Annotated in this window: 21 protein-coding genes; 19 read left to right on the top strand and 2 right to left on the bottom strand. The window is 50.6% G+C overall.

Going from position 1 to position 19,285, the window contains the following annotated elements:
- Positions 1-10 precede the first annotated feature (10 nt).
- The 14 genes from groES (at position 11) to ACYQ2M_RS01500 (ending at position 12,253) form a co-directional block, all read left to right on the top strand.
- A complete protein-coding gene (gene groES / locus ACYQ2M_RS01565) occupies positions 11-298 on the top strand; it encodes a co-chaperone GroES (protein WP_459914552.1) in 288 nt (95 codons plus the stop codon).
- A 153-nt stretch (positions 299-451) separates the two neighbouring features.
- Positions 452-2,113 (top strand): chaperonin GroEL, encoded by a 1,662-nt coding sequence (groL, locus tag ACYQ2M_RS01560; RefSeq protein WP_459914551.1) that lies wholly within the window; start codon positions 452-454, stop codon positions 2,111-2,113.
- Between the two features lie 190 nt (positions 2,114-2,303).
- Complete coding sequence (gene tolQ / locus ACYQ2M_RS01555; RefSeq protein WP_459914550.1) at positions 2,304-3,020, top strand: protein TolQ; 717 nt, start codon at positions 2,304-2,306, stop codon at positions 3,018-3,020.
- A complete protein-coding gene (gene tolR, locus ACYQ2M_RS01550) occupies positions 3,017-3,436 on the top strand; it encodes a protein TolR (protein ID WP_459914549.1) in 420 nt (139 codons plus the stop codon). Before tolQ ends, tolR begins: the two co-directional genes overlap by 4 nt.
- Before the next feature lie 9 nt (positions 3,437-3,445).
- The gene (gene tolA / locus ACYQ2M_RS01545; protein WP_459914548.1) at positions 3,446-4,516 is read left to right on the top strand and encodes a cell envelope integrity protein TolA; all 1,071 of its coding nucleotides are present in this window, start codon (positions 3,446-3,448) and stop codon (positions 4,514-4,516) included.
- A 67-nt stretch (positions 4,517-4,583) separates the two neighbouring features.
- Positions 4,584-5,933, top strand: coding sequence for a Tol-Pal system beta propeller repeat protein TolB (tolB, locus tag ACYQ2M_RS01540; protein WP_459914547.1), 1,350 nt, complete (start codon positions 4,584-4,586; stop codon positions 5,931-5,933).
- A 69-nt stretch (positions 5,934-6,002) separates the two neighbouring features.
- Positions 6,003-6,596, top strand: coding sequence for a peptidoglycan-associated lipoprotein Pal (gene pal / locus ACYQ2M_RS01535; protein ID WP_459914546.1), 594 nt, complete (start codon positions 6,003-6,005; stop codon positions 6,594-6,596).
- A 10-nt stretch (positions 6,597-6,606) separates the two neighbouring features.
- Complete coding sequence (gene ybgF, locus ACYQ2M_RS01530) at positions 6,607-7,461, top strand: tol-pal system protein YbgF (protein ID WP_459914545.1); 855 nt, start codon at positions 6,607-6,609, stop codon at positions 7,459-7,461.
- Positions 7,462-7,571: 110 nt separating this feature from the next.
- Positions 7,572-8,057: a crossover junction endodeoxyribonuclease RuvC gene (locus tag ACYQ2M_RS01525; protein WP_459914544.1), complete on the top strand. Its 486-nt coding sequence runs from the start codon at positions 7,572-7,574 to the stop codon at positions 8,055-8,057.
- Positions 8,058-8,114: 57 nt separating this feature from the next.
- Complete coding sequence (gene ruvA, locus ACYQ2M_RS01520) at positions 8,115-8,753, top strand: Holliday junction branch migration protein RuvA (protein WP_459914543.1); 639 nt, start codon at positions 8,115-8,117, stop codon at positions 8,751-8,753.
- A 2-nt stretch (positions 8,754-8,755) separates the two neighbouring features.
- A complete protein-coding gene (gene ruvB, locus ACYQ2M_RS01515) occupies positions 8,756-9,799 on the top strand; it encodes a Holliday junction branch migration DNA helicase RuvB (RefSeq protein WP_459914542.1) in 1,044 nt (347 codons plus the stop codon).
- Between the two features lie 74 nt (positions 9,800-9,873).
- Positions 9,874-10,308 carry a 50S ribosomal protein L13 gene (rplM, locus tag ACYQ2M_RS01510; RefSeq protein ID WP_459914541.1) on the top strand — a complete coding sequence of 145 codons (435 nt, stop codon included), beginning with the start codon at positions 9,874-9,876 and terminating at the stop codon, positions 10,306-10,308.
- Between the two features lie 31 nt (positions 10,309-10,339).
- Complete coding sequence (gene rpsI / locus ACYQ2M_RS01505; RefSeq protein ID WP_459914540.1) at positions 10,340-10,735, top strand: 30S ribosomal protein S9; 396 nt, start codon at positions 10,340-10,342, stop codon at positions 10,733-10,735.
- Positions 10,736-10,801: 66 nt separating this feature from the next.
- Positions 10,802-12,253, top strand: a complete 1,452-nt coding sequence (locus ACYQ2M_RS01500) for an exonuclease domain-containing protein (RefSeq protein ID WP_459914539.1) — start codon at positions 10,802-10,804, stop codon at positions 12,251-12,253.
- 149 nt (positions 12,254-12,402) lie between these two features.
- On the opposite strand, the gene ACYQ2M_RS01495 is transcribed toward ACYQ2M_RS01500, so the two are convergent.
- Positions 12,403-12,672 (bottom strand): HU family DNA-binding protein, encoded by a 270-nt coding sequence (locus tag ACYQ2M_RS01495; protein ID WP_459914538.1) that lies wholly within the window; start codon positions 12,670-12,672, stop codon positions 12,403-12,405.
- Positions 12,673-13,027: 355 nt separating this feature from the next.
- A complete protein-coding gene (locus ACYQ2M_RS01490) occupies positions 13,028-13,903 on the bottom strand; it encodes a prepilin peptidase (RefSeq protein ID WP_459914537.1) in 876 nt (291 codons plus the stop codon).
- A gap of 255 nt (positions 13,904-14,158) precedes the next feature.
- Between ACYQ2M_RS01490 and lon the strand changes: the two genes are divergently transcribed.
- From lon to rpoZ, 5 genes are all read left to right on the top strand, one after another.
- Positions 14,159-16,549: an endopeptidase La gene (gene lon / locus ACYQ2M_RS01485; protein WP_459914536.1), complete on the top strand. Its 2,391-nt coding sequence runs from the start codon at positions 14,159-14,161 to the stop codon at positions 16,547-16,549.
- 18 nt (positions 16,550-16,567) lie between these two features.
- Complete coding sequence (tsaB, locus tag ACYQ2M_RS01480; RefSeq protein WP_459914535.1) at positions 16,568-17,260, top strand: tRNA (adenosine(37)-N6)-threonylcarbamoyltransferase complex dimerization subunit type 1 TsaB; 693 nt, start codon at positions 16,568-16,570, stop codon at positions 17,258-17,260.
- A 105-nt stretch (positions 17,261-17,365) separates the two neighbouring features.
- The gene (locus ACYQ2M_RS01475) at positions 17,366-18,043 is read left to right on the top strand and encodes a phosphatidylserine decarboxylase family protein (protein ID WP_459914534.1); all 678 of its coding nucleotides are present in this window, start codon (positions 17,366-17,368) and stop codon (positions 18,041-18,043) included.
- Between the two features lie 119 nt (positions 18,044-18,162).
- Positions 18,163-18,630 (top strand): transcription elongation factor GreA, encoded by a 468-nt coding sequence (gene greA / locus ACYQ2M_RS01470; protein WP_459914533.1) that lies wholly within the window; start codon positions 18,163-18,165, stop codon positions 18,628-18,630.
- Positions 18,631-19,043: 413 nt separating this feature from the next.
- On the top strand, positions 19,044-19,253 hold the full coding sequence (rpoZ, locus tag ACYQ2M_RS01465) for a DNA-directed RNA polymerase subunit omega (RefSeq protein WP_459914532.1): 210 nt from the start codon (positions 19,044-19,046) through the stop codon (positions 19,251-19,253).
- Positions 19,254-19,285: the final 32 nt, after the last annotated feature.

The following is a 19,285-nucleotide window of genomic DNA, read 5'->3' as shown; positions in this document are numbered from 1 at the left end:
AGAAAACACCATGAGTTTAAGACCGTTACAGGACAGAATTCTTGTTGAGCGTATGGAAGAGACCACAAAAACTAAGGGTGGCATTATTATTCCGGATACTGCCAAGGAAAAACCGGCCGAGGGTAAAGTTGTTGCCACTGGAAATGGCCGTGTGGGGGAAGACGGCAAGCTGATTCCCATGGACCTTAAGGTGGGTGACCGCATTCTTTTCAGTAAATATGGCGGAACAGATGTGAAAATTGACGATCAGGACTACCTGATCATGCGCCAGGATGATGTGCTGGGCGTTATTGAATAAGTGTTCTGCCTGACATCCCATGGGATGTTTAAAGCGCATGGCAGTAAATACCTGTCATAAAGAAGATTAAAACGCCAATAATTCCAATTCTTAATTGAATGGCGTTTTTTCATAAAAAATCTGAAAAATATAAATACATGGAGGCCCTGATCAATGGCTAAAGAGATTAAATATGATGCAAAAGCCCGCGAAGCAATGCTCAAAGGCGTACAGACCCTTGCAGATGCAGTAGTTGTAACCCTTGGACCCAAGGGTAGAAATGTTGTCATCGAAAAATCCTGGGGTTCCCCCAATGTCACCAAAGACGGCGTTACCGTGGCTAAAGAAATCGAGCTTGAAGACAAATTTCAGAACATGGGCGCCCAGATGGTAAAAGAGGTGGCCAGCAAAACCAGTGACATGGCCGGTGATGGTACCACCACTGCAACTGTTCTGGCCCGTGCCATCTATGAGGAAGGTCAGAAACTGGTTGTGGCCGGTAACAATCCCATGGGCATTAAACGCGGTATTGATATGGCCGTGGCAAGCATGGTGGCAGAACTTGAAAAAATGAGCAATCCCACCAAAGATCAGAAAGAAATTGCCCAGATCGGCACCATTTCCGCCAACAGTGATGAGACCATTGGAAATATCATCGCAGAAGCCATGGGTAAGGTTGGTAAAGAGGGTGTTATCACCGTGGAAGAAGCCAAATCCATGGATACCACCCTGGACGTGGTTGAGGGTATGCAGTTTGACCGGGGCTATCTTTCTCCCTATTTTGCCACCAACGTGGAAAAAATGGTTGCTGAGCTTGACAATCCCTTTATTCTTATCTGCGACAAAAAAATCAGCAGCATGAAAGATCTACTCCCGGTACTTGAAGAAGTGGCCAAAATGGGTAAACCCCTGGTGATCATTTCCGAAGATATTGAAGGTGAAGCCCTTGCCACTCTGGTTGTGAACAAGATTCGCGGTACCTTGAATGTGGCGGCTGTAAAAGCACCTGGTTTTGGTGACAGAAGAAAAGCCATGCTCGAAGATATTGCCATCCTGACCGGTGCCCAGGTGGTTTCTGAAGATGTGGGTCTCAAGCTTGAAAACGTCGGTGTCAATGATCTTGGTCAGGCCAAGTCCGTTGTCATTGACAAGGACAACACCACTATTATTGATGGTGCTGGTTCCAGAGAAGCGCTTGAAGGCCGTGTGAAGATGATTCGTGCCCAGGTGGAAGAGACCTCTTCTGACTACGACCGTGAGAAACTCCAAGAGCGTCTGGCAAAACTCATCGGTGGTGTGGCTGTTATCAGTGTTGGCGCTGCCACTGAAACTGAGATGAAAGAAAAGAAAGCCCGTGTGGAAGATGCTCTGAACGCTACCCGTGCCGCCGTTGAAGAGGGTGTTGTCCCTGGTGGTGGTGTAGCTCTGGTTCGTGCCAGTGCGGGGCTTGCCGCCCTCACCGGTGACCAGGAAGAACTGCTTGGCATCAAGGTTGTAGCCCGTGCCATTGAAGAACCCCTGCGTCAGATTTCCAACAATGCCGGTGTGGAAGGATCCGTTGTTATCAACAAGGTTAAAGAAGGCGAAGGTTCCTTTGGGTATAATGCCAGAACCAATGTCTACGAAGACCTCATTGCTGCCGGCGTCATTGATCCCAAAAAAGTGGTTCGGTTTGCCCTGCAAAATGCAGCCAGTGTGGCATCCGTCATGCTGACCACCGAAGCCATGATTGCTGAAAAACCTGAAGCTGATGCAGCAGGCGCCGGCGGCGGAATGCCCGGTGGCGGCATGGGCGGCATGGGCGGCATGGGCGGTGGAATGCCCGGTATGATGTAATCAGTTCCCAACTGATTATCTTGTGATCCCAGCATGATTGTAAAACCCCTGTGCGCACCTGCACAGGGGTTTTTTTATTTTGAAACGCAAGCTCTGCTTGACATGGCAGAACACCTAATATAGCATTGGCAGTGGTTTAAACGTCACATGTAACGATTTTTTTCCCCACGCAATAAAATGGAGTAATGATATGAGTCCCGAATCCGCTGGTGTGTTTCACATGCTGACCAGTGCAGGTCTGGTGGTTAAACTGGTGCTGCTGCTGCTTTTATTTTTTTCCATCACCTCCTGGGCCATCATGTTCATTAAATATCGTTATATTCGAAAGGCCCATCAATCTTCGGTGGCCTTTATTGATCTTTTCTGGCAGTGTAGAAACTTGGGGGACGCCTTTGCCCGGGCAAGATCACAGAAATCAAGTCCCGTGGCCCGGTTGTTCATGGCAGGTTACATGGAAATTAAAAAAAGTGGTGATGGAGAAAACTTGCCTGGCGACATTCCTGCAGGGGGCGATGGCATGACGGGGTTTCAATTGATGGGAAGTGTAAAACGGGCATTGCGACGTTCCATTGATGTGGAGCTACGTCGGCTTGGGCAGCTGGTTCCTTTTCTGGCCACCGCAGGGAATACCGCTCCCTTCATTGGCCTTTTCGGAACAGTGTGGGGGATCATGAATACCTTCCGGGGTATTGGTCTTAGCCAGTCGGCAAGCTTGGCTGTGGTGGCCCCGGGTATTTCAGAGGCCCTTGTTGCCACAGCCGCAGGCCTTGCAGTTGCCATTCCAGCGGTGATTGCCTATAATTATTTTATCAGCCGAATTCGGGTGATGGACTCCGAACTTCAGGGCTTTGCCGCAGATTTTTTAAATTTGATTGAGCGGGATATTAAACGCAGCAAGGGGGCATGATGCAATCTGGTTTCAATCGTGATGATCTGGTTTCTGAAATCAATGTCACTCCCTTTGTGGATGTGATGCTGGTACTGCTTATTATTTTCATGGTGACGGCACCCATGATGGTCCAGGGTGTGGATGTGAATTTGCCGCATGCTGCTGCTGCGCCCCTGGAAGAAAAGGTGGAACATCTGGTGATTACCGTCAGACAGGATGGCCAGGTGTATTTAAATGAGCAGGCGGTGGGAGTGGATTACCTCACTCGCAAGCTGGAATTGATATTAATTGACATGGGTGCAAGGGATGTCTATCTTCGGGCAGACAAAGATGTTCCCTATGGTCGGGTGGTGGACATCATGGCCCGGATTAAAAAGGCCGGTGTCTCCAATCTTGGCATGGTGACGCTTCCGGAAATCAATGAAGCCTCCTGATTACATGCCATGAAACCATTCCAGAAACATACCGGTGCACCCGGTCGGGAAAAAGGTCCTTTGCCGGACAACAAAGACGTGAAAAGCCAGCTCAGTCCCCTGCTGTTCGGGATGTCTATGGTGTTTCATTTTATCTTGTTTGCGGTTTTTTTTTTGATTCAGGACATGTCTCCGCCATCGGTGGAGCTGCCCATGGTCAAGGTTAATCTGGTGTCCCTTGACGCCGGTGATGTGTCCGGTGAAGTTCCTCCTGTGGATTCCCAGGCTTTTGAGGATTTACCGGACCCTCCTTTGGAGACAGGCGCCCAGGAGCTGCCCCCGGAGCCACCTGTACTGCCCGAACCCGTTCAATCGGAGCCTTCTGTGGCAGAAGAGCCTTCCCCTTCGTCGCTCCCGGCGACCCCGAAGGCGTCTGAACCGGAACCCGTCATGGAGGTTCCTGTTAAAATACCCTTGGTGGACAAAAAGTCCGTCACTAAAAAAGAAACGCCCCCACCGCCGACCCCTTCACCGGTTAAGCCTGCACCGGTGAAGCCTGCACCGGTGAAGCCTGCACCGGTTAAGCCTTCGCCTCCGGAACAGAAGCTATCTTTGAAAAAGAAAACCTATCGGCCGGAGGCGGTGATTGCCAGTGCCAAAAAACAGATTGCACAATCGGTGAAAAAACAGGATGAAAATTCACTGGATACTGCATTGACAAGGCTGCGCAAGAAAGTAGCCACCCAGACCAGTAACCAGGGCGGTTTGTTTGGTGCTCGGGGTGGACCGGTGAGCGGTTCTGCTGACAGTAACCGTGCCATTGATCTGTATAACCTTGAGTTGATGTACCGGATACAGCAGAACTGGGCCTTTAACCGTCAGCTTGCCGGGGGTAATGATGCCATGGAGGTACGGATTTTGATCAAAATTTTAAAATCCGGACAGATCCGGGACATTTGGTTTGAAACCCGGTCTGGAAATCGATTTCTGGATGAGTCTGCACTGAAGGCTGTCAAGAAATCCAATCCCCTGTCACCCCTGCCAAGGGGATACAATACCTATGATGTGGGTCTTGTTTTTACACCCTCGGGATTAATGTGATGGGGCTCACAAGATTGGCTATTCTGGGTAGGGGGCAGGGCAAAGGGAAGGGATGAGGAGGAAATACATGGTATACCCCAAGGCGGGAAAAATCCTTAAAAATTTCAAACGATTTTTTATGTGTTGCATCATCGCTGCATGGGGCCTTGGGCCTGAAGTTGTACATGCGCAGCATACCTACATTAATATAAAAGATCCGTTCATTCGCAAGGTGCCCCTGGCCATACCGGAGTTCATGGCCTTTGGCACCGGAGGACAGGCCCCGGGTTATGGTGTGGCAGCCCGGTCCATTCTGGTGGAGGGCATGACCTTTACCGGATATATCAACGTGCTTGATCCTGCCGGGTTTCAGGAAAATCCGGCAATCACTGGTATCACCGGTGCTGATCTTCATTTTAAAAAGTGGACCGCCGACGGGGCAGAGCTTCTTGTCACCGGCGGGATTGCCGAGCAGGATGGTAATATCCGTCTGGAGCTGCGTTTATTTGATCCCTTTAAAGAAAGGCTTGTTCTGGGAAAAGTCTACACCGGACGGCAGTCGGATCTGCGTACCATGGTGCATCGTTTCTGTGGGGAGATCAATCTTTATCTCACCGGGAAAAGAGGGGTGTTTGGCAGCCGTATTGTGTTTGTTTCCCGGGTGGGACAAAACAAGGAGATCTTTATCAGCGATTTTGACGGCCATGCCCCCCGTCAGGAAACCAACCATAAAAGCATTACCCTTTCCCCCTGCCTTTCCTGGGATGGAAAGTGGCTGGCATACACATCTTATGTCAATGGTAAGCCCGATATTTTTATCCGAAACCTGAAAACCCGGGCACTTACCACCATTGCCTTTGACGGGATGAACATCACGCCGGACTGGGTGCCGGGAAAACTAGAGCTTGCCGCCACATTGAGTCTGGATGGGGACCAGGAAATTTATCTGCTTTCCGGCAAGGGTGAGATTATAAGCCGCCTGACCCGCAGCTGGGGTATTGATGTGTCGCCTCGGGTATCTCCGGACGGTACAAAGATCGCCTTTGTTTCCCGTCGGGGGGGGACCCCCCAGATTTATGTTAAAACCCTTGCCACTGGTGAGGTGATGCGGGTAACCTTTCAGGGCAAGTACAACACTTCTCCCTCCTGGTCACCTCTGGGAAATCAGCTGGCCTATGTGGGGGTGGTGAAAAATGAAATTGATATCTATGTCACGGAATTCACCGGAGCCGGCGCCCTGCGCCTGACCCGTGAACAGGGTGATAATGAAGATCCGTCATGGTCCCCGGACGGCAGTCTCATTGTATTTTCATCCACCCGGGAAGGTTCTTCAAAAATTTATGTCATGACACCGCGGGGAACTGATGCCCGGAGACTCATTGACCTGCCCGGTGAACAGACTGATCCAGAATGGTCTGCCGGTGAAAGCCTTGATTAATACGATGTCGTGACCAAACCCTGAAGTTTTAATCTGACAATCAACAAGTTAACCGATGAAGGAGGTAGTATGGGAAAAAGGGTGATACGGAATTTGGTGGTGGTGATGATGGTTGCAGGCCTTGCACTGACAATGTCCTGTGCCAAGAAAAATATAGGTGGGGACAACGCGGCCCTCCTGAAGGGCAACACAGCTGAAATCTCCCCAGAGGAGGCAGCACGCAGGGCAGCCCAGGAAAAAGCAAGGCTGATGGAAGAACAACGACTCCAGGAGCAGGCGCTCCAGGAAGATGCCGCCCGGCAACGTAACCTGGAGATGTCCGCCCGGGAACAGTTTGAAAACCAGGATATTCTGTTTGGCTATGACAGTGCCGTGCTTTCCGCCGAGGCCCGTCATCTTCTGAAGATCAAGGCCAACTGGTTGGAAGCCAATCCTGCTCGTAACATTGTGGTTCAGGGTCATTGTGATGAAAGGGGTACCACCGAGTATAACCTGGCCCTGGGAGACCAGAGGGCTTCTGCCGTAAAGGCCTTTCTCATGGATCTTGGCATTTCCGGTGCCAGAATTACCACCATTAGTTATGGTGAGGAAAAACCCCTTGATCCAGGGACTGGTGAAGGGGCCTGGGCCAGGAACAGACGAGCGCATTTTGTGATTTTGTAAAGGAAAGCGTATGATGACCAGGTATATTCTTCAATTCTTTTTGATGGGATGTCTGGCAGTGATGTCAGGATGTGTGTCGGATCAGGATATGGTGATGCTTGAAAACCGGGTGAATTCCCTTGAAATGGATAATGCCCGGCATCTGGAAAAGCAGAAAATCTACGATCAGAAGTTGAACAAAGAGTTTGCGGAAATGGCGGGGCGTCTTGGCACAAATCACCAGATGACACGGGAAAAATATGCTGAGCTCAATGCCTCCCTGGCTCAATTCCGGGATGACATCCTTGCCTTAACCGGGCGTGTGGAAACCCTTGAATTCCTGATTTCCAGGGATGGCGGCAGCTCAACGGCCGCGGCTTCCAATGAATTGAAACGCCTTGACAATGCCATTACCCGTAATTATCAGCGACTTGTGGTCCTGGAAGCCCATCTGGGAATGGAACCCACGGATCTTGCCCCGGCCACTGACACTGGGGCAGCAGAGACCTCCGGGGGGGAGGGGGGGATGTACAATGCCGCAAAGACGCTTCTGGACAACGGAGACAATGAGGGGGCTCGAAAGGAGTTCAATGCTTTTATAAAAGCCTTTCCAAAATCTTCCAATGCCGATAATGCCCAGTTCTGGATTGCTGACAGTTACTACAGGGATAAATGGTATGAAAAAGCCATCCTGGAGTATCAGAAGGTCATTGAAACTTACTCCACCGGAAACAAGGTACCGGCAGCCCTGCTAAAACAGGGCTATGCCTTTGCCAATCTGGGGGAAAAGGGCAATGCCCGTTTGATTTTAAAGGAACTCATCCGGAAATATCCCGGTGCCGGCGAGGCAAAGATTGCGGCAGAAAAACTCGATGCTCTGAAATAAGGCATGATGCCGGTCCCCCATCGGCTTAGCTGTTGTGATGGCTTGTGGATGTTATGATCGCATCTTGGTCGTGGCTATTGGGTGGAGGCCGGCACCATGGAAAGGCGTACATGATAAAGGTAGTGGGAATTGACCCCGGGCTTGCCGGTACCGGCATTGGCATGGTGCAGGGCCAGGGGGCCACCTTGTCCGGTTATGAATTCGGCAGTATAAAAACCACACCGGATCAGGGGCTTGTGGAACGTCTGGAAAGCATTTATGAAAAAACCCTTGCCTATCTGTGTCGTCAGAAGCCCGATCTCGTGGTGATCGAAGATATTTTTTCCCTGGGAAAATATCCGGCTTCGGGCATCACCCTTGGAAAAGTCACCGGGGTGCTGCTGCTGGCCGCAGGCCGTGCCGGTGCCAGGGTGGAAGAGCTCCAGGTGCGGGAGGCCAAAAAACTTGTCACCGGCTCGGGTGCTGCGGATAAATATCAGGTGGAACGATCGGTGCGTAATCTATTGTCCCACGCAGGGGCCATCCGGCCCTTTCATGCATCGGATGCCCTGGCCCTGGCTCTAGCCGGTTTTTTCCGGAAGGCTTCCCGGTTTTGATGCGCCCGGTCTTTGTGATCCATGGCGATTGAAAGAAAAAGGATTTAGAAAAAACAGATGATCGGATACATGGAGGGAACCATTTTACGCATTGCCGAAGAGGGCATTCTCCTGCTGGCCGGGGGCGTGGGCTATGAGATTCTTCTGCCCCTTTTTGTGCTGGAAAAGATGAAAAAACGTTCCCCGGAAGAGACAGTGTCGCTTTTTATCTATTATAATCAGACAGAAAGACAGCCACGACCGGTGCTCATTGGATTTGAATCCGAGGAGGAAAAGGCATTCTTTCAGCTGTTTATTTCCGTGGATGCCATTGGTCCGTTAAAGGCGGTGAAGGCCATGGACCGCTCGGTGTCAGATATTGCCCGGGCCATTGAAGACCGAGATGAAAAGCTTTTGGCTACCCTTAAGGGTATTGGTAGGCGTACGGCCCAGAAGATCATTGCCGCACTTCATGGCAAAGTGGCTCTGTTTGTGGAACAGGGTGCCAGCAAGGCCATGGCTGTGGGTGCCGGAACAACGCCCACCCCGGAAGGAGGTGTTTCTGATCAGGTGGCAGCCCAGGTGGTGGATGTTCTTGTGCAGCAACTGGGGTATGCTGCTCCCATTGCCCGAAAGATGGTCAGCGTTGCCATGGCAGAAAAAACCGGTATCTCAACCCCGGAAGAACTGTTTGACGCAGTGATAAGGAGCGCCTGATCATGACATCGGATGATATTATTGCCTTCAGCTCGTCCCAGGATTCCCTTGTCACCTCGGGAAATCACCCTGTGGACGGGGAGATCGATACCAATGTTCTTCGCCCCCGTCGTTTTGTCGACTATGTGGGGCAGACTGAAACCGTTGAAACCCTTAAGATCGCCATTGCTGCAGCCCGTATCCGGGGAGAATCTCTGGATCATGTGTTGCTCCACGGTCCTCCGGGCCTTGGAAAGACATCCATGTCCCATATTATCGCCACGGAAATGGGGGCCGCCATTACCATAACGTCGGGGCCGGCCCTGGAAAAGGGCGGCGATCTGCTTGGCATGCTCACCAACCTCGGAGATGGGGATTTTTTGTTCATTGATGAAATACATAGAATTCCCAAAACCGTGGAGGAATTTCTTTATCCGGCCATGGAGGATTTTGCCGTTGATTTTGTCTTTGACAAGGGGCTCCATGCCAGAAGTCACCGATACCGCTTAAAGCAGTTCACTCTGGTGGGGGCCACCACCAGGGTGGGGCTTTTGTCTTCTCCTTTGCGGGATCGGTTTGGGCTGTTTCGAAACTTTGATTTTTATGCTCTGGAAGATCTGGTAACCATCGTCCAGCGTTCGGCCACCCTGCTTAATGTGTCCATGGATCCGGATGCCGCTGTGGAGCTTGCCATGCGCTCCAGGGGAACCCCCCGCATTGCCAATCGCCTGCTTAAAAGGGTGAGGGATTATTCCCAGGTGAGAGCCCGGGGTCAGGTGACCCCGGAGACCGTCCGGGCGGCATTGCGGCTTGAAGGTGTGGATAATATGGGCCTTACTCCCCTGGATCGCAATTATCTTAACACCATTATTAAATTTTACCGGGGGGGGCCGGTGGGCATTGAGGCCGTGGCGGCCACCTTGCAGGAGGAAACAGATACCCTGGTGGATGTGGTGGAGCCTTATCTTCTGAAAACCGGGCTTTTGCTGCGTACTTCAGCTGGACGCAAGGCATCGGCAAAGGCCCATGAGCATCTGGGGGTACCCTTTCAGAGGGAGCTGTTCTGACCAAAATAGATCTTGACATTTTTCGGGGAATGGGTTAGTTAGTTCGAATTATTTTATAACAGGAGTGTGAAAAATTGAAAAAATATACATATAGTGCGAAACGATCTGATAATGCAGAAAAATGGTGCGTCATTGATGCCACCGACAAAGTTCTGGGGCGAATTGCCTCGGAGGTGGCCTCCCGGATCAGGGGAAAAAGAAATCCCCTCTATACGCCCCATGCCGATACCGGTGACTGGGTTATTGTTATCAACGCCGATAAAATCCGTCTTACCGGAAATAAGTGGGATCAGAAGGTTTATTATCGTCATTCCGGCTACACCGGTGGTATCAGGGCCACCAGCGCAAAGGAAATGCTGGAAAAAAATCCCGAAAACATCCTTCGAAAGGCAGTGCGGGGAATGCTTCCCAAAAACAGACTGGGGCGCAAACTTAATAGTAAGCTGCATGTATATGCCGGTGAAGAACATCCCCATGCGGCACAGAAACCCGAGATCGTTGAACTATAATTGAAGAAAGATAAGGAACGGGTAGTTATTTATGGAAAATGAAAACGTATATTACGCAACTGGCAAGCGTAAGAGCTCCATTGCCAAAACATGGATGAAGCCGGGAAGCGGCAAGATAACTGTCAACAACAGAAGCGTTGAAGATTATTTTGTTCACAATGATGCCAGGGAAATGCTGGCCTCTCCCCTGGCCATGACACAGAACACCGATGCCTTTGATATTACCATCAAGGTGCTGGGCGGCGGCATCATGGGCCAGGCCGGAGCCGTTCGACACGGCATTACCAGAGCGCTTGTCATCATGGACCCGGATCTGAGGGGCACGCTCAAAAAAGCAGGATATCTTACCCGGGATTCCCGGATCAAAGAGCGTAAAAAATATGGTCAGAAAGGTGCCAGGGCCAATTACCAGTTCTCAAAGAGATAACAGCTGGTTTAAAGGGACTTTCAGGAGCAGGCAGATATTCACTGTCGGCTCCTTTTTTTTTTGCCTATGAAAAAAACATTTCTTTTTTATGACATTGAAACCACCGGCCTGCACAAGGCCTTTGATCAAATTCTCACCTTTGCTGCCATTCGAACGGACCTTGGGTTAAAGGAGCTGGAAAGAGTTTCCGTGGTGGTGCAGTTGCGTTGCGATGTGGTACCCTCCCCCGGGGCCTTTACCACCCACCGTCTCAGCTTGAAATCCCTTGCCAGGGGGGTATGTGAATACCAGGCAGCCCGGCAGATCCATGAACTGGTCAATGCTCCGGGTACCATAAGTCTGGGTTACAACACCCTTGGATTTGACGACGAATTTCTGCGCTTCACCTTTTACCGGAATCTTCTGGACCCCTATACCCATCAGTATGCCAATGGGTGTGGGCGCATGGATATTCTTCCCCTGGCAGTCCTTTATCGTTTGTTTGCCCCCCTTGACATTCACTGGCCCGTCGATGATGACGGGGCGCCGAGCATGAAGCTGGAGTACATCAGCCGGGACAATGCCTTGGTTACCTCCGGCCGTGCCCATGATGCCATGACCGATGTGGAGGCCACCCTGGAGCTGGCCCGCAGGCTCTTTGCCAGACGGGATATGTGGGATTTCTGTCTGAATTTTTTTACCAAACCCGGAGAATCCCGGAACATGGCACGCCTTGAACAGCTTGCAATAGGCGAAACCGGTACTTTTTGTCTTGGCATCATGGTGTCGGTTGCCTTTGGCGGACAGCGTCAGTACATGGCACCGGTGCTTGGCATTGGTGCCTCCCGGGTGTATGGGAATCAAACCCTGTGGCTACGTCTGGATCTCCCAGGTTTTCCCGGCGGTACAAATGAACCTGAATCCCCGGACAAGGTGTTTATCATTCGTAAAAAAAACGGAGAGCCCCCGGTGATTCTCCCCCCCCTGGATCGCTTCCGCAATCGACTGACATCTGAACAGCAGGCCCTTGTAACACAGAATCTTTCCGCCCTTGCCACACATCCCCAATGGTTTTCCCGCTTGATAGAATATCACAGGGATTATGCTTATCCCCTTGTCCCCGATGTGGATGTGGATGCCGGGCTATATCAGGATGGCTTTTTTTCGTCGGGGGAAAAAAGAGAAATGGCCGCTTTTCATCTTGCCGGTGAAGGGCAGCACATGGCCCGGGTGTGCAAGATGAGTCATGCCCGGGTCCGCAGCCTTGCAGCAAGGATAGTGTTTCGAAATTTCCCCCGGGAGATCCCTTCTGAAGGATTATCTCAAACAACGGGTTTCCATGAGGCTGATTACATGGAACGGGTTCGGTGTATGCCCGGGCATGAGCCCATCAAAGGATATCGAAATGAAACACGCTACGGGGTGATTCAGGCAGAGGAAGAGATAAAAAAAATGCTCACCGGAGAACAATCAGGAATCTTTGATGATGAGCAGGTCGCATTGTTGGAGGAGATTAAGCATCATATAAGGGGGATGTGACCAGTTCCTGGCCGGAGATATGGTGCATGTGTGCGGAAAAAGTAAAAAGGAAGGGGCTTGTTGGCGATGCTGGTTAAACGATGATGGGAAAAGCGGCTGTGCCCAGGAGATGCGGGCTCTTTCCTTGAGCACAGCCAGGGAATTGATGGTTATTTTACAGCGTCTTTCAGTGCTTTTCCCGGAATGAATTTGGGAACATTGCGGGCCGGGATATCAATCTCGCTTCCGGTCTGGGGATTTCTTCCCTTCCTGGCCTTTCTTTCCGTGGTTTTGAAGGTGCCAAAGCCCACAAGGGTAACGGTTTCTTTTTCCGCAAGGGCGTCGGTGATGGCGGAAAGTGCACAGTCCACGGCTGTCTGGGCTTCTTTTTTGCTGTTCAGGACTTCAGCTACTTTGTTGATGAGGTCGCCTTTATTCATCTTTTTATTACTCCTTAAATTTTGCAAATTGACACCATAAAACATGGGGGATCAGCAATTTGCGGTCTATGATAACGGGTTACACCGTTGATGCCATGTAAAAAAGACTTGTCTGGGAACGTTATGTGACGTTAGTACCCGGGATGGCAGGACTTAAATTGTCCCGGGTGCTTTGTAAGTACCGTGGTTACTGCCTTTGTGTCAAGTAATTATTGTGAGTCCCGTAAAATATGGCAGGGGAGACAGGATGGTTTCATTGATCCATTTTCCGTCTTGGGGAATCCAGTGTAAAGGTTTTTAGAGAATTGCTCATAATAGCAAACAGCTATTAAATTTGCTTGGCCAGCCTGGGCGTTCAATAGACCCATCCACTGTACCATTCAATGAGTTCCTGTCCCTTGAATATGTAGATAATGGCACCTGCGGACAGATAGGGTCCAAAGGGAATTCTTAAGCGGAAGTCTGTGCGGCGGTTGATGGCCATGGCAAGACCTCCGGCAAGGGTTCCCGCCAGGGACCCTGCAAAGATGGTGAACAAAACCCCCTGCCATCCCGTGGCTGCTCCGATCATGGCCAACAGCTTAATGTCGCCCCCGCCCATTCCCTCCTCCTTGCGGATAAAATGGTAAACCAGCGCCACCACATAAAGACTGCCGCCCCCGGTTAAAATACCGATAAGGGCCTCCTGCCACGGGTGGATTCCGCCAAGGACTGTGGCCAGGGTAAAAACAGGGATACCGGGAAGGGAAAGACTGTCGGGGATGATCTGGAAATCATAATCAATGAAGGATATCACAGCGAGGGTGCAGATGAACAAAAACCACACGGCCCCCTGGACAGTCATGCCGAAATGCCATGCGGTGATCATGGCTGCCGCAGCTGTGAGAGCCTCCACCCCGGGATATCGTATGGAAAAAGGCGCCTGGCAGTGTCTGCAGCGTCCTTTCAGGATCATATAGCTTACAATGGGAACATTGAGATAAAACGGGATGGGGTGGTTGCACACCGGGCATGATGATCCGGGGAACAGGATGGATTTTCCCCGGGGAATACGATAAATGCATACATTAAGAAAGCTTCCCACCAAAGCACCGAATATGCCGGTGATTCCGATGATGATATGTGAAACGATGGTGTATGGGGGCATGGCAGAAAAATCCTTGTTTGAAAGTTCGGGTTTGATCACCACATGGGCCATTTTGGGGAGGGGGCAGGCTTTTGTTATTGGCATGATCAGTGCTTTTGGCCTTTTCACAGGCTGTGGTCAATAACGCCAAAAACAAAAGCCTGACTCCTTTGGCTCAACAATTACGACGAGTGCCCATGCTATGACCAAGCCCGAAAGCTCCTTACTGACTTAGAGAAAATTTACGCCACTGTCAACACTTGTGTGGCATGAAAAAAGTATGCCGATGCCGTTGTAAAGAAAAAAAAATGTTTTATTGTTAAGATCGGATTGATATTCATGTAATAAAAAGGAGTTCAAATGGCGGAAACCGATATGGACGATCTTATTGAAATAATAGAAAAAGAAACAGACATTAGTGAAATACCCACATCCCTTCCCATGATGCCGGTGAGGGATGTGGTGGTGTTCACCGATATGCTGATTCCTTTGTTTGTGGGAAGGGATAAATCCATCAAGGCTGTTGAGGCCGCATCAGACAGTGACCGTTATCTTTTCATGTCTGCCCAGAAAGTATCCGATGATGAAAACCCCGGAAAAGACGATGTCTATCCTCTTGGAACCGTGGGGCGGATACAAAAGATGTTGAAACTGCCAGATGGCCGGATTAAGGCGCTTGTTCAAGGCATTACCAAGGCCCGGGTGGTGAAGTTTGAACAGGAAAAGCCCTGGTTCCAGGTGACGGTGGAGATGGTCAAGGATAAAGAGATTGATACCCTTGACATTGAGCTTGAAGCCTTGATGAGAAATGTCCGGGACAGCAGTGAGAAAATTCTGGCCCTGCGTGGGGAGGTCTCCGGAGATGTGGGGATGCTGTTGGACCAGATTGAATCGCCTGGAAAACTGGCAGACCTGGTGGCCTCCAATTTAAGGTTAAAGGTGGAAGACGCGCAGAAGTTGCTGGAAACCACCGATCCAGCCCGGCGTCTTTTAAAGGTCAATGACCTTCTGGCCCGGGAGGTGGAGCTTTCCGCCGTGCAGGCCAAGATTCAGACCAATGTCAAGGATGAAATTTCCAAAAGCCAGCGGGATTATTATTTAAGAGAGCAGGTCAAGGCCATCCACCGGGAACTGGGTGACAATGATGAGAAGATGGCCGAGGTCAAAGAGTACAGCCAGAAGATCAAAAAAGCCAAGATGCCGGAGAAATGCCATAAAGAGGCATTAAAACAGCTTAAACGCCTGGATCAGATGCATCATGACTCCTCCGAAGCGTCCATTATCCGCACTTACCTTGACTGCATTGTGGAAATGCCCTGGAATAAATCCACCAAGGATTTCCTTGACATTGAAAAGGCGGCCCAGGTGCTGGAAAGGGATCATCATGGCCTGGAAAAGGTAAAGGAACGCATTCTGGAATACCTGAGTGTGAGAAAGCTCAATCCTGCCATGAAGGGGCAGATCATCTGCTTTGCAGGCCCTCCCGGAGTGGGAAAAACCTCCTTGGGTCAGGCCATTGCCAAGGCCATGAAACGCAAGTTTGTCCGTATTTCCCTTGGCGGTATCCGGGACGAGGCAGAAATCAGGGGCCATAGAAGAACCTATATTGGTGCCATGCCCGGCAGAATTCTCCAGGGACTGCGTCAGTGCGGTACCAACAATCCTGTGTTCATGCTAGATGAAATCGACAAGCTGGGTAATGATTTCCGGGGGGACCCCTCCTCTGCACTCTTAGAGGCCCTGGACCCCGAGCAGAACACCGAGTTCAGTGATCATTACCTGAACATGCCCTTTGATCTTTCCAAAGTGCTCTTTGTGCTCACGGCCAACCGCACAGACACCATCCCGTCGGCCCTGCTGGATCGCATGGAGGTGATTCAGATCTCCGGATACACCCGGGAAGAAAAAGCCGTGATAGCAGAGCGGCATCTGTTTCCCCGTCAGTTGCGGGAAAACGGGCTGATTCGACGGTCCATCACCATGACCTCCGGTGCAATGGATACCATTGTTTCCGAGTATACCCTGGAGGCAGGACTCCGGGACCTGGAGCGAAAGCTGGGGACCATCTGCAGAAAAATAGCCAGAAAAATAGCCGAAGGCCAAAAGGGAAAGTTCCAGATAACCAAGGCTGCCCTGCAGAAATACCTGGGGCCGCCGCTTTTCCAGCCGGAGTTGGATCAGGAGGAGAGCCAGGTGGGTCTTGTCACCGGTCTTGCCTGGACCGAAGTGGGGGGAGAACCCCTTTACATTGAAGTATCCCTCTGCCACGGAAAGGGGGAACTCACCGTAACAGGACAGATCGGGGATGTCATGCAGGAATCTGCCCGGGCCGCCTTTACTTGTATAAAATCCAGTATGGATGAGCTGAAGATTGACCGGGAAGAATTTGAAAACAAGGATATTCATATCCATGTGCCGGCAGGGGCCATTCCCAAGGACGGCCCATCGGCGGGGATTGCCATGGCCACAGCGTTGATTTCTGCCTTTACCGGAAAGATTGTTAACAACAAGGTGGCCATGACCGGTGAAATTACTCTGAGGGGCCGGGTTCTTCCCATTGGTGGCCTTAAAGAAAAGGCGTTGGGTGCCCTGAGAGCAGGTATTAAAACCATTGTCATCCCGGAAAAGAACAAGAAAGATCTCCATGATCTTCCGGCCGGGGTGAGGCGGAAAATTAAATTCATTCCGGTGAGGGACCTTTCCCAGGTGCTTGAGGTGGCCTTTGTTGCCGACGGCAATGCATCAAAATAAAAAAGAGGTGGCTTTTCCATGAAAATACTTGCGGTGGATACCACGGAACAGGGGGGGAGCATTGCCCTGGTGGACAATGGCATACCTTTGTGTGACCGGTATGTCGCCGGCCTGAAAAATCATGCAGTGACCCTCATGCCCCTGGTTGAGGATATGCTCAAAAAAGATGTGAGCAAGGGCCTTGATGATCTTGACGGGTTTGTGGTATCCCGGGGCCCAGGCAGTTTCACGGGCCTTCGCATCGGCATCAGCATGGTAAAAGGGCTTGCCCTGGCCACGGGCAAACCCGTGGCAGGTGTTTCCAGCCTGGACGGCATTGCCTGGCAGTTTAGCCATGCCAGCCTGCCCGTATGTGCCATGCTGGATGCCCGGCGGGGGGAGGTATACTGCGCCATGTATCAATTTGAAAACGGTGAATTGATATCAAAGGGTGAAGAGAGAACCCTGGCCCCGGAAGATCTCCCAAGTCTGGCAGGTTCTGCGGCGTTATTTGCGGGATCTGGGGCAATGGTTTATGGCCCATGCATTACTGAGGGGATGGGGAAAGGGGCTTTTTTTGCTCCGGTGTTTCAAAGCCATGTCAGTGCCCTGGCCCTGGCCCATGTTTTTTTTCATGATCCCGGTGTGTGTCTCAGGGATCCCGGGGAACTCATACCGGTGTATCTTCGACGATCAGATGCGGAAATCAATTACAACAAACAGCCTGGTTAGAATTGCCGGGGGATTGTTGACAACCTGTATATCGTCTGGTACTATTTGTTTTTAGCTTTAAGTCCAGCTGGATTTCCCCAGGGAAAAAGGAACAGGAAAATACGGATGAAATCGAATAGATGGCCGGATAAGGCAGGCTTTTTTATCGCTGCTCCCGGCTTTAAATATATTGGCATTGCCGGTGTGATCACCGCCATGGTCCTGTGGCTTGGCGGTTCTGTTTTCGGAGTGATGGCTTTTTTTGTGTTTGCTTTTGTATGCTGGTTTTTCCGGGATCCGGAACGGGAAATACCCACGGAGGTCAACGCGCTTGTGTCTCCGGCCGACGGCAGGGTGGTAAGCATTGAAACTCTCACCGACTCCACCGTTGTTGATGGATCATGTCTGCGGGTTTGCATTTTCATGAATGTTTTTAATGTTCATGTTAACCGGGTTCCCATGGACGGCGTGGTGGAAAAGGCAACCTATTTTCCGGGAAAATTTTTTAATGCATCCCTGGACAAGGCATCTGAACACAATGAGCGCAATGCCCTGGTCATCAAGACCCCGGGGGGAGCCATTTATGGTGTGGTGCAGATCGCAGGACTCATTGCCAGGCGTATTGTATGCCGGGTGCAGCCGGGTCATCGCCTGGAACGTGGTCGTCGATACGGAATGATTTGCTTTGGTTCCCGCCTGGATCTTCATCTGCCGCTGGATACCGATATTGCTGTGACCGTGGGTCAAAAGGTCAGTGCAGGCTCGTCCATTGTGGGCTACCTCAGCCGGGAAGTGACCCCTTGAATACCCTATGAATCATACGCGTTAACTGAGAACCAGCCCTGATTTTTTCTGCCTTACCGTTAAACATCTGTTATGCGGTAAGGCGTTGTTTTTTGATGAAGAAATGGAGATAATAAACCTTGGAGCAAATACCAATTACCGTTGAAGGGTACAAGACCCTGAAAGCAGAACTTGAAAGATTAAAAACCATTGATCGTCCGGAAAATATCAAGGCCATTGAAACGGCCAGGGCCCATGGAGATCTGTCGGAAAACGCCGAGTTTGATGCTGCCAAGGACCGGCAGTCTTTTATTGAAGGCAGAATCGGGGAGCTGGGATACAAGCTTGCCAGTGCCAAGGTGATTGACCCTTCCACCGTGGCCAAGGATTGTGTCCGTTTTGCATCCCGGGTTCTGCTGGAAAATTTGGATTCGGAAGAAATGGTTGAGTATATGCTGGTGGGCCAGGAAGAATCGGATATCAGCCGGGGACGTATTTCCATCAGTTCTCCCCTGGGAAAGGCCCTTATCGGAAGAAAGCCCGGTGATGAAGTCGTGCTCCAGGCGCCTGCTGGGAAAAGAAGTTATGAAATTGTGGAGATTTTATAATAAAGACTTTGCCAGGATCACTTGGCGCAATATAAATTGAAAAAGTAGAGTGCTCTGATGCCAAGTAAATATAGCTGCTTTTTCATGTAAGATACATGGCTGTAACCATCAGCCACAACGACAAATGAGGGCTTGATTATAAGATGGGCCATGCTGGAGAGGGGTCAGGCTTGCGTTATTGGCGCTTTTGTTGAAATTTGTCTTGAAGCACAGGTGGTTGTCAAAAGCATAGATTCTGATAAAAACTCAGGATCTAATACCACATAGCCTGATCCCCATTGGTCCGCTTATTGTGGCCGGTGGCGCATCTTGTGATCAAGACCAAAAATGAAACCCATATGATTCCAGAATATTAGGCTGGGTTTTATATAAAAATAGAAATAACTTCATCAAGTCAGTGGGGAGGTATATCCGTGGCAAGAGTAACCATAGAAGATTGCCTGAAAAATGTGCCCAGTCGGTTCGCACTGGTGCATATGGCGGCAAAACGTGTAAGGCAGGTCAGTGAAGGGGGCGAGTTTCTTATTAAGCCCGCCAGAAATGAAGATGCGGTGATGGCACTGCGGGAGATCGCAGCCGGGCGGGTAATCATTAAAAATTCCGGAAAAAAAGGTAGAGTTTAATCCAGGCATTCACACCCCACATGGACCGTAAG

This window comes from Desulfocicer niacini (assembly GCF_054657595.1).
The sequence above is the reverse complement of the archived record's forward strand: the minus strand, read 5'-3'. Positions and strand labels throughout refer to the sequence as shown.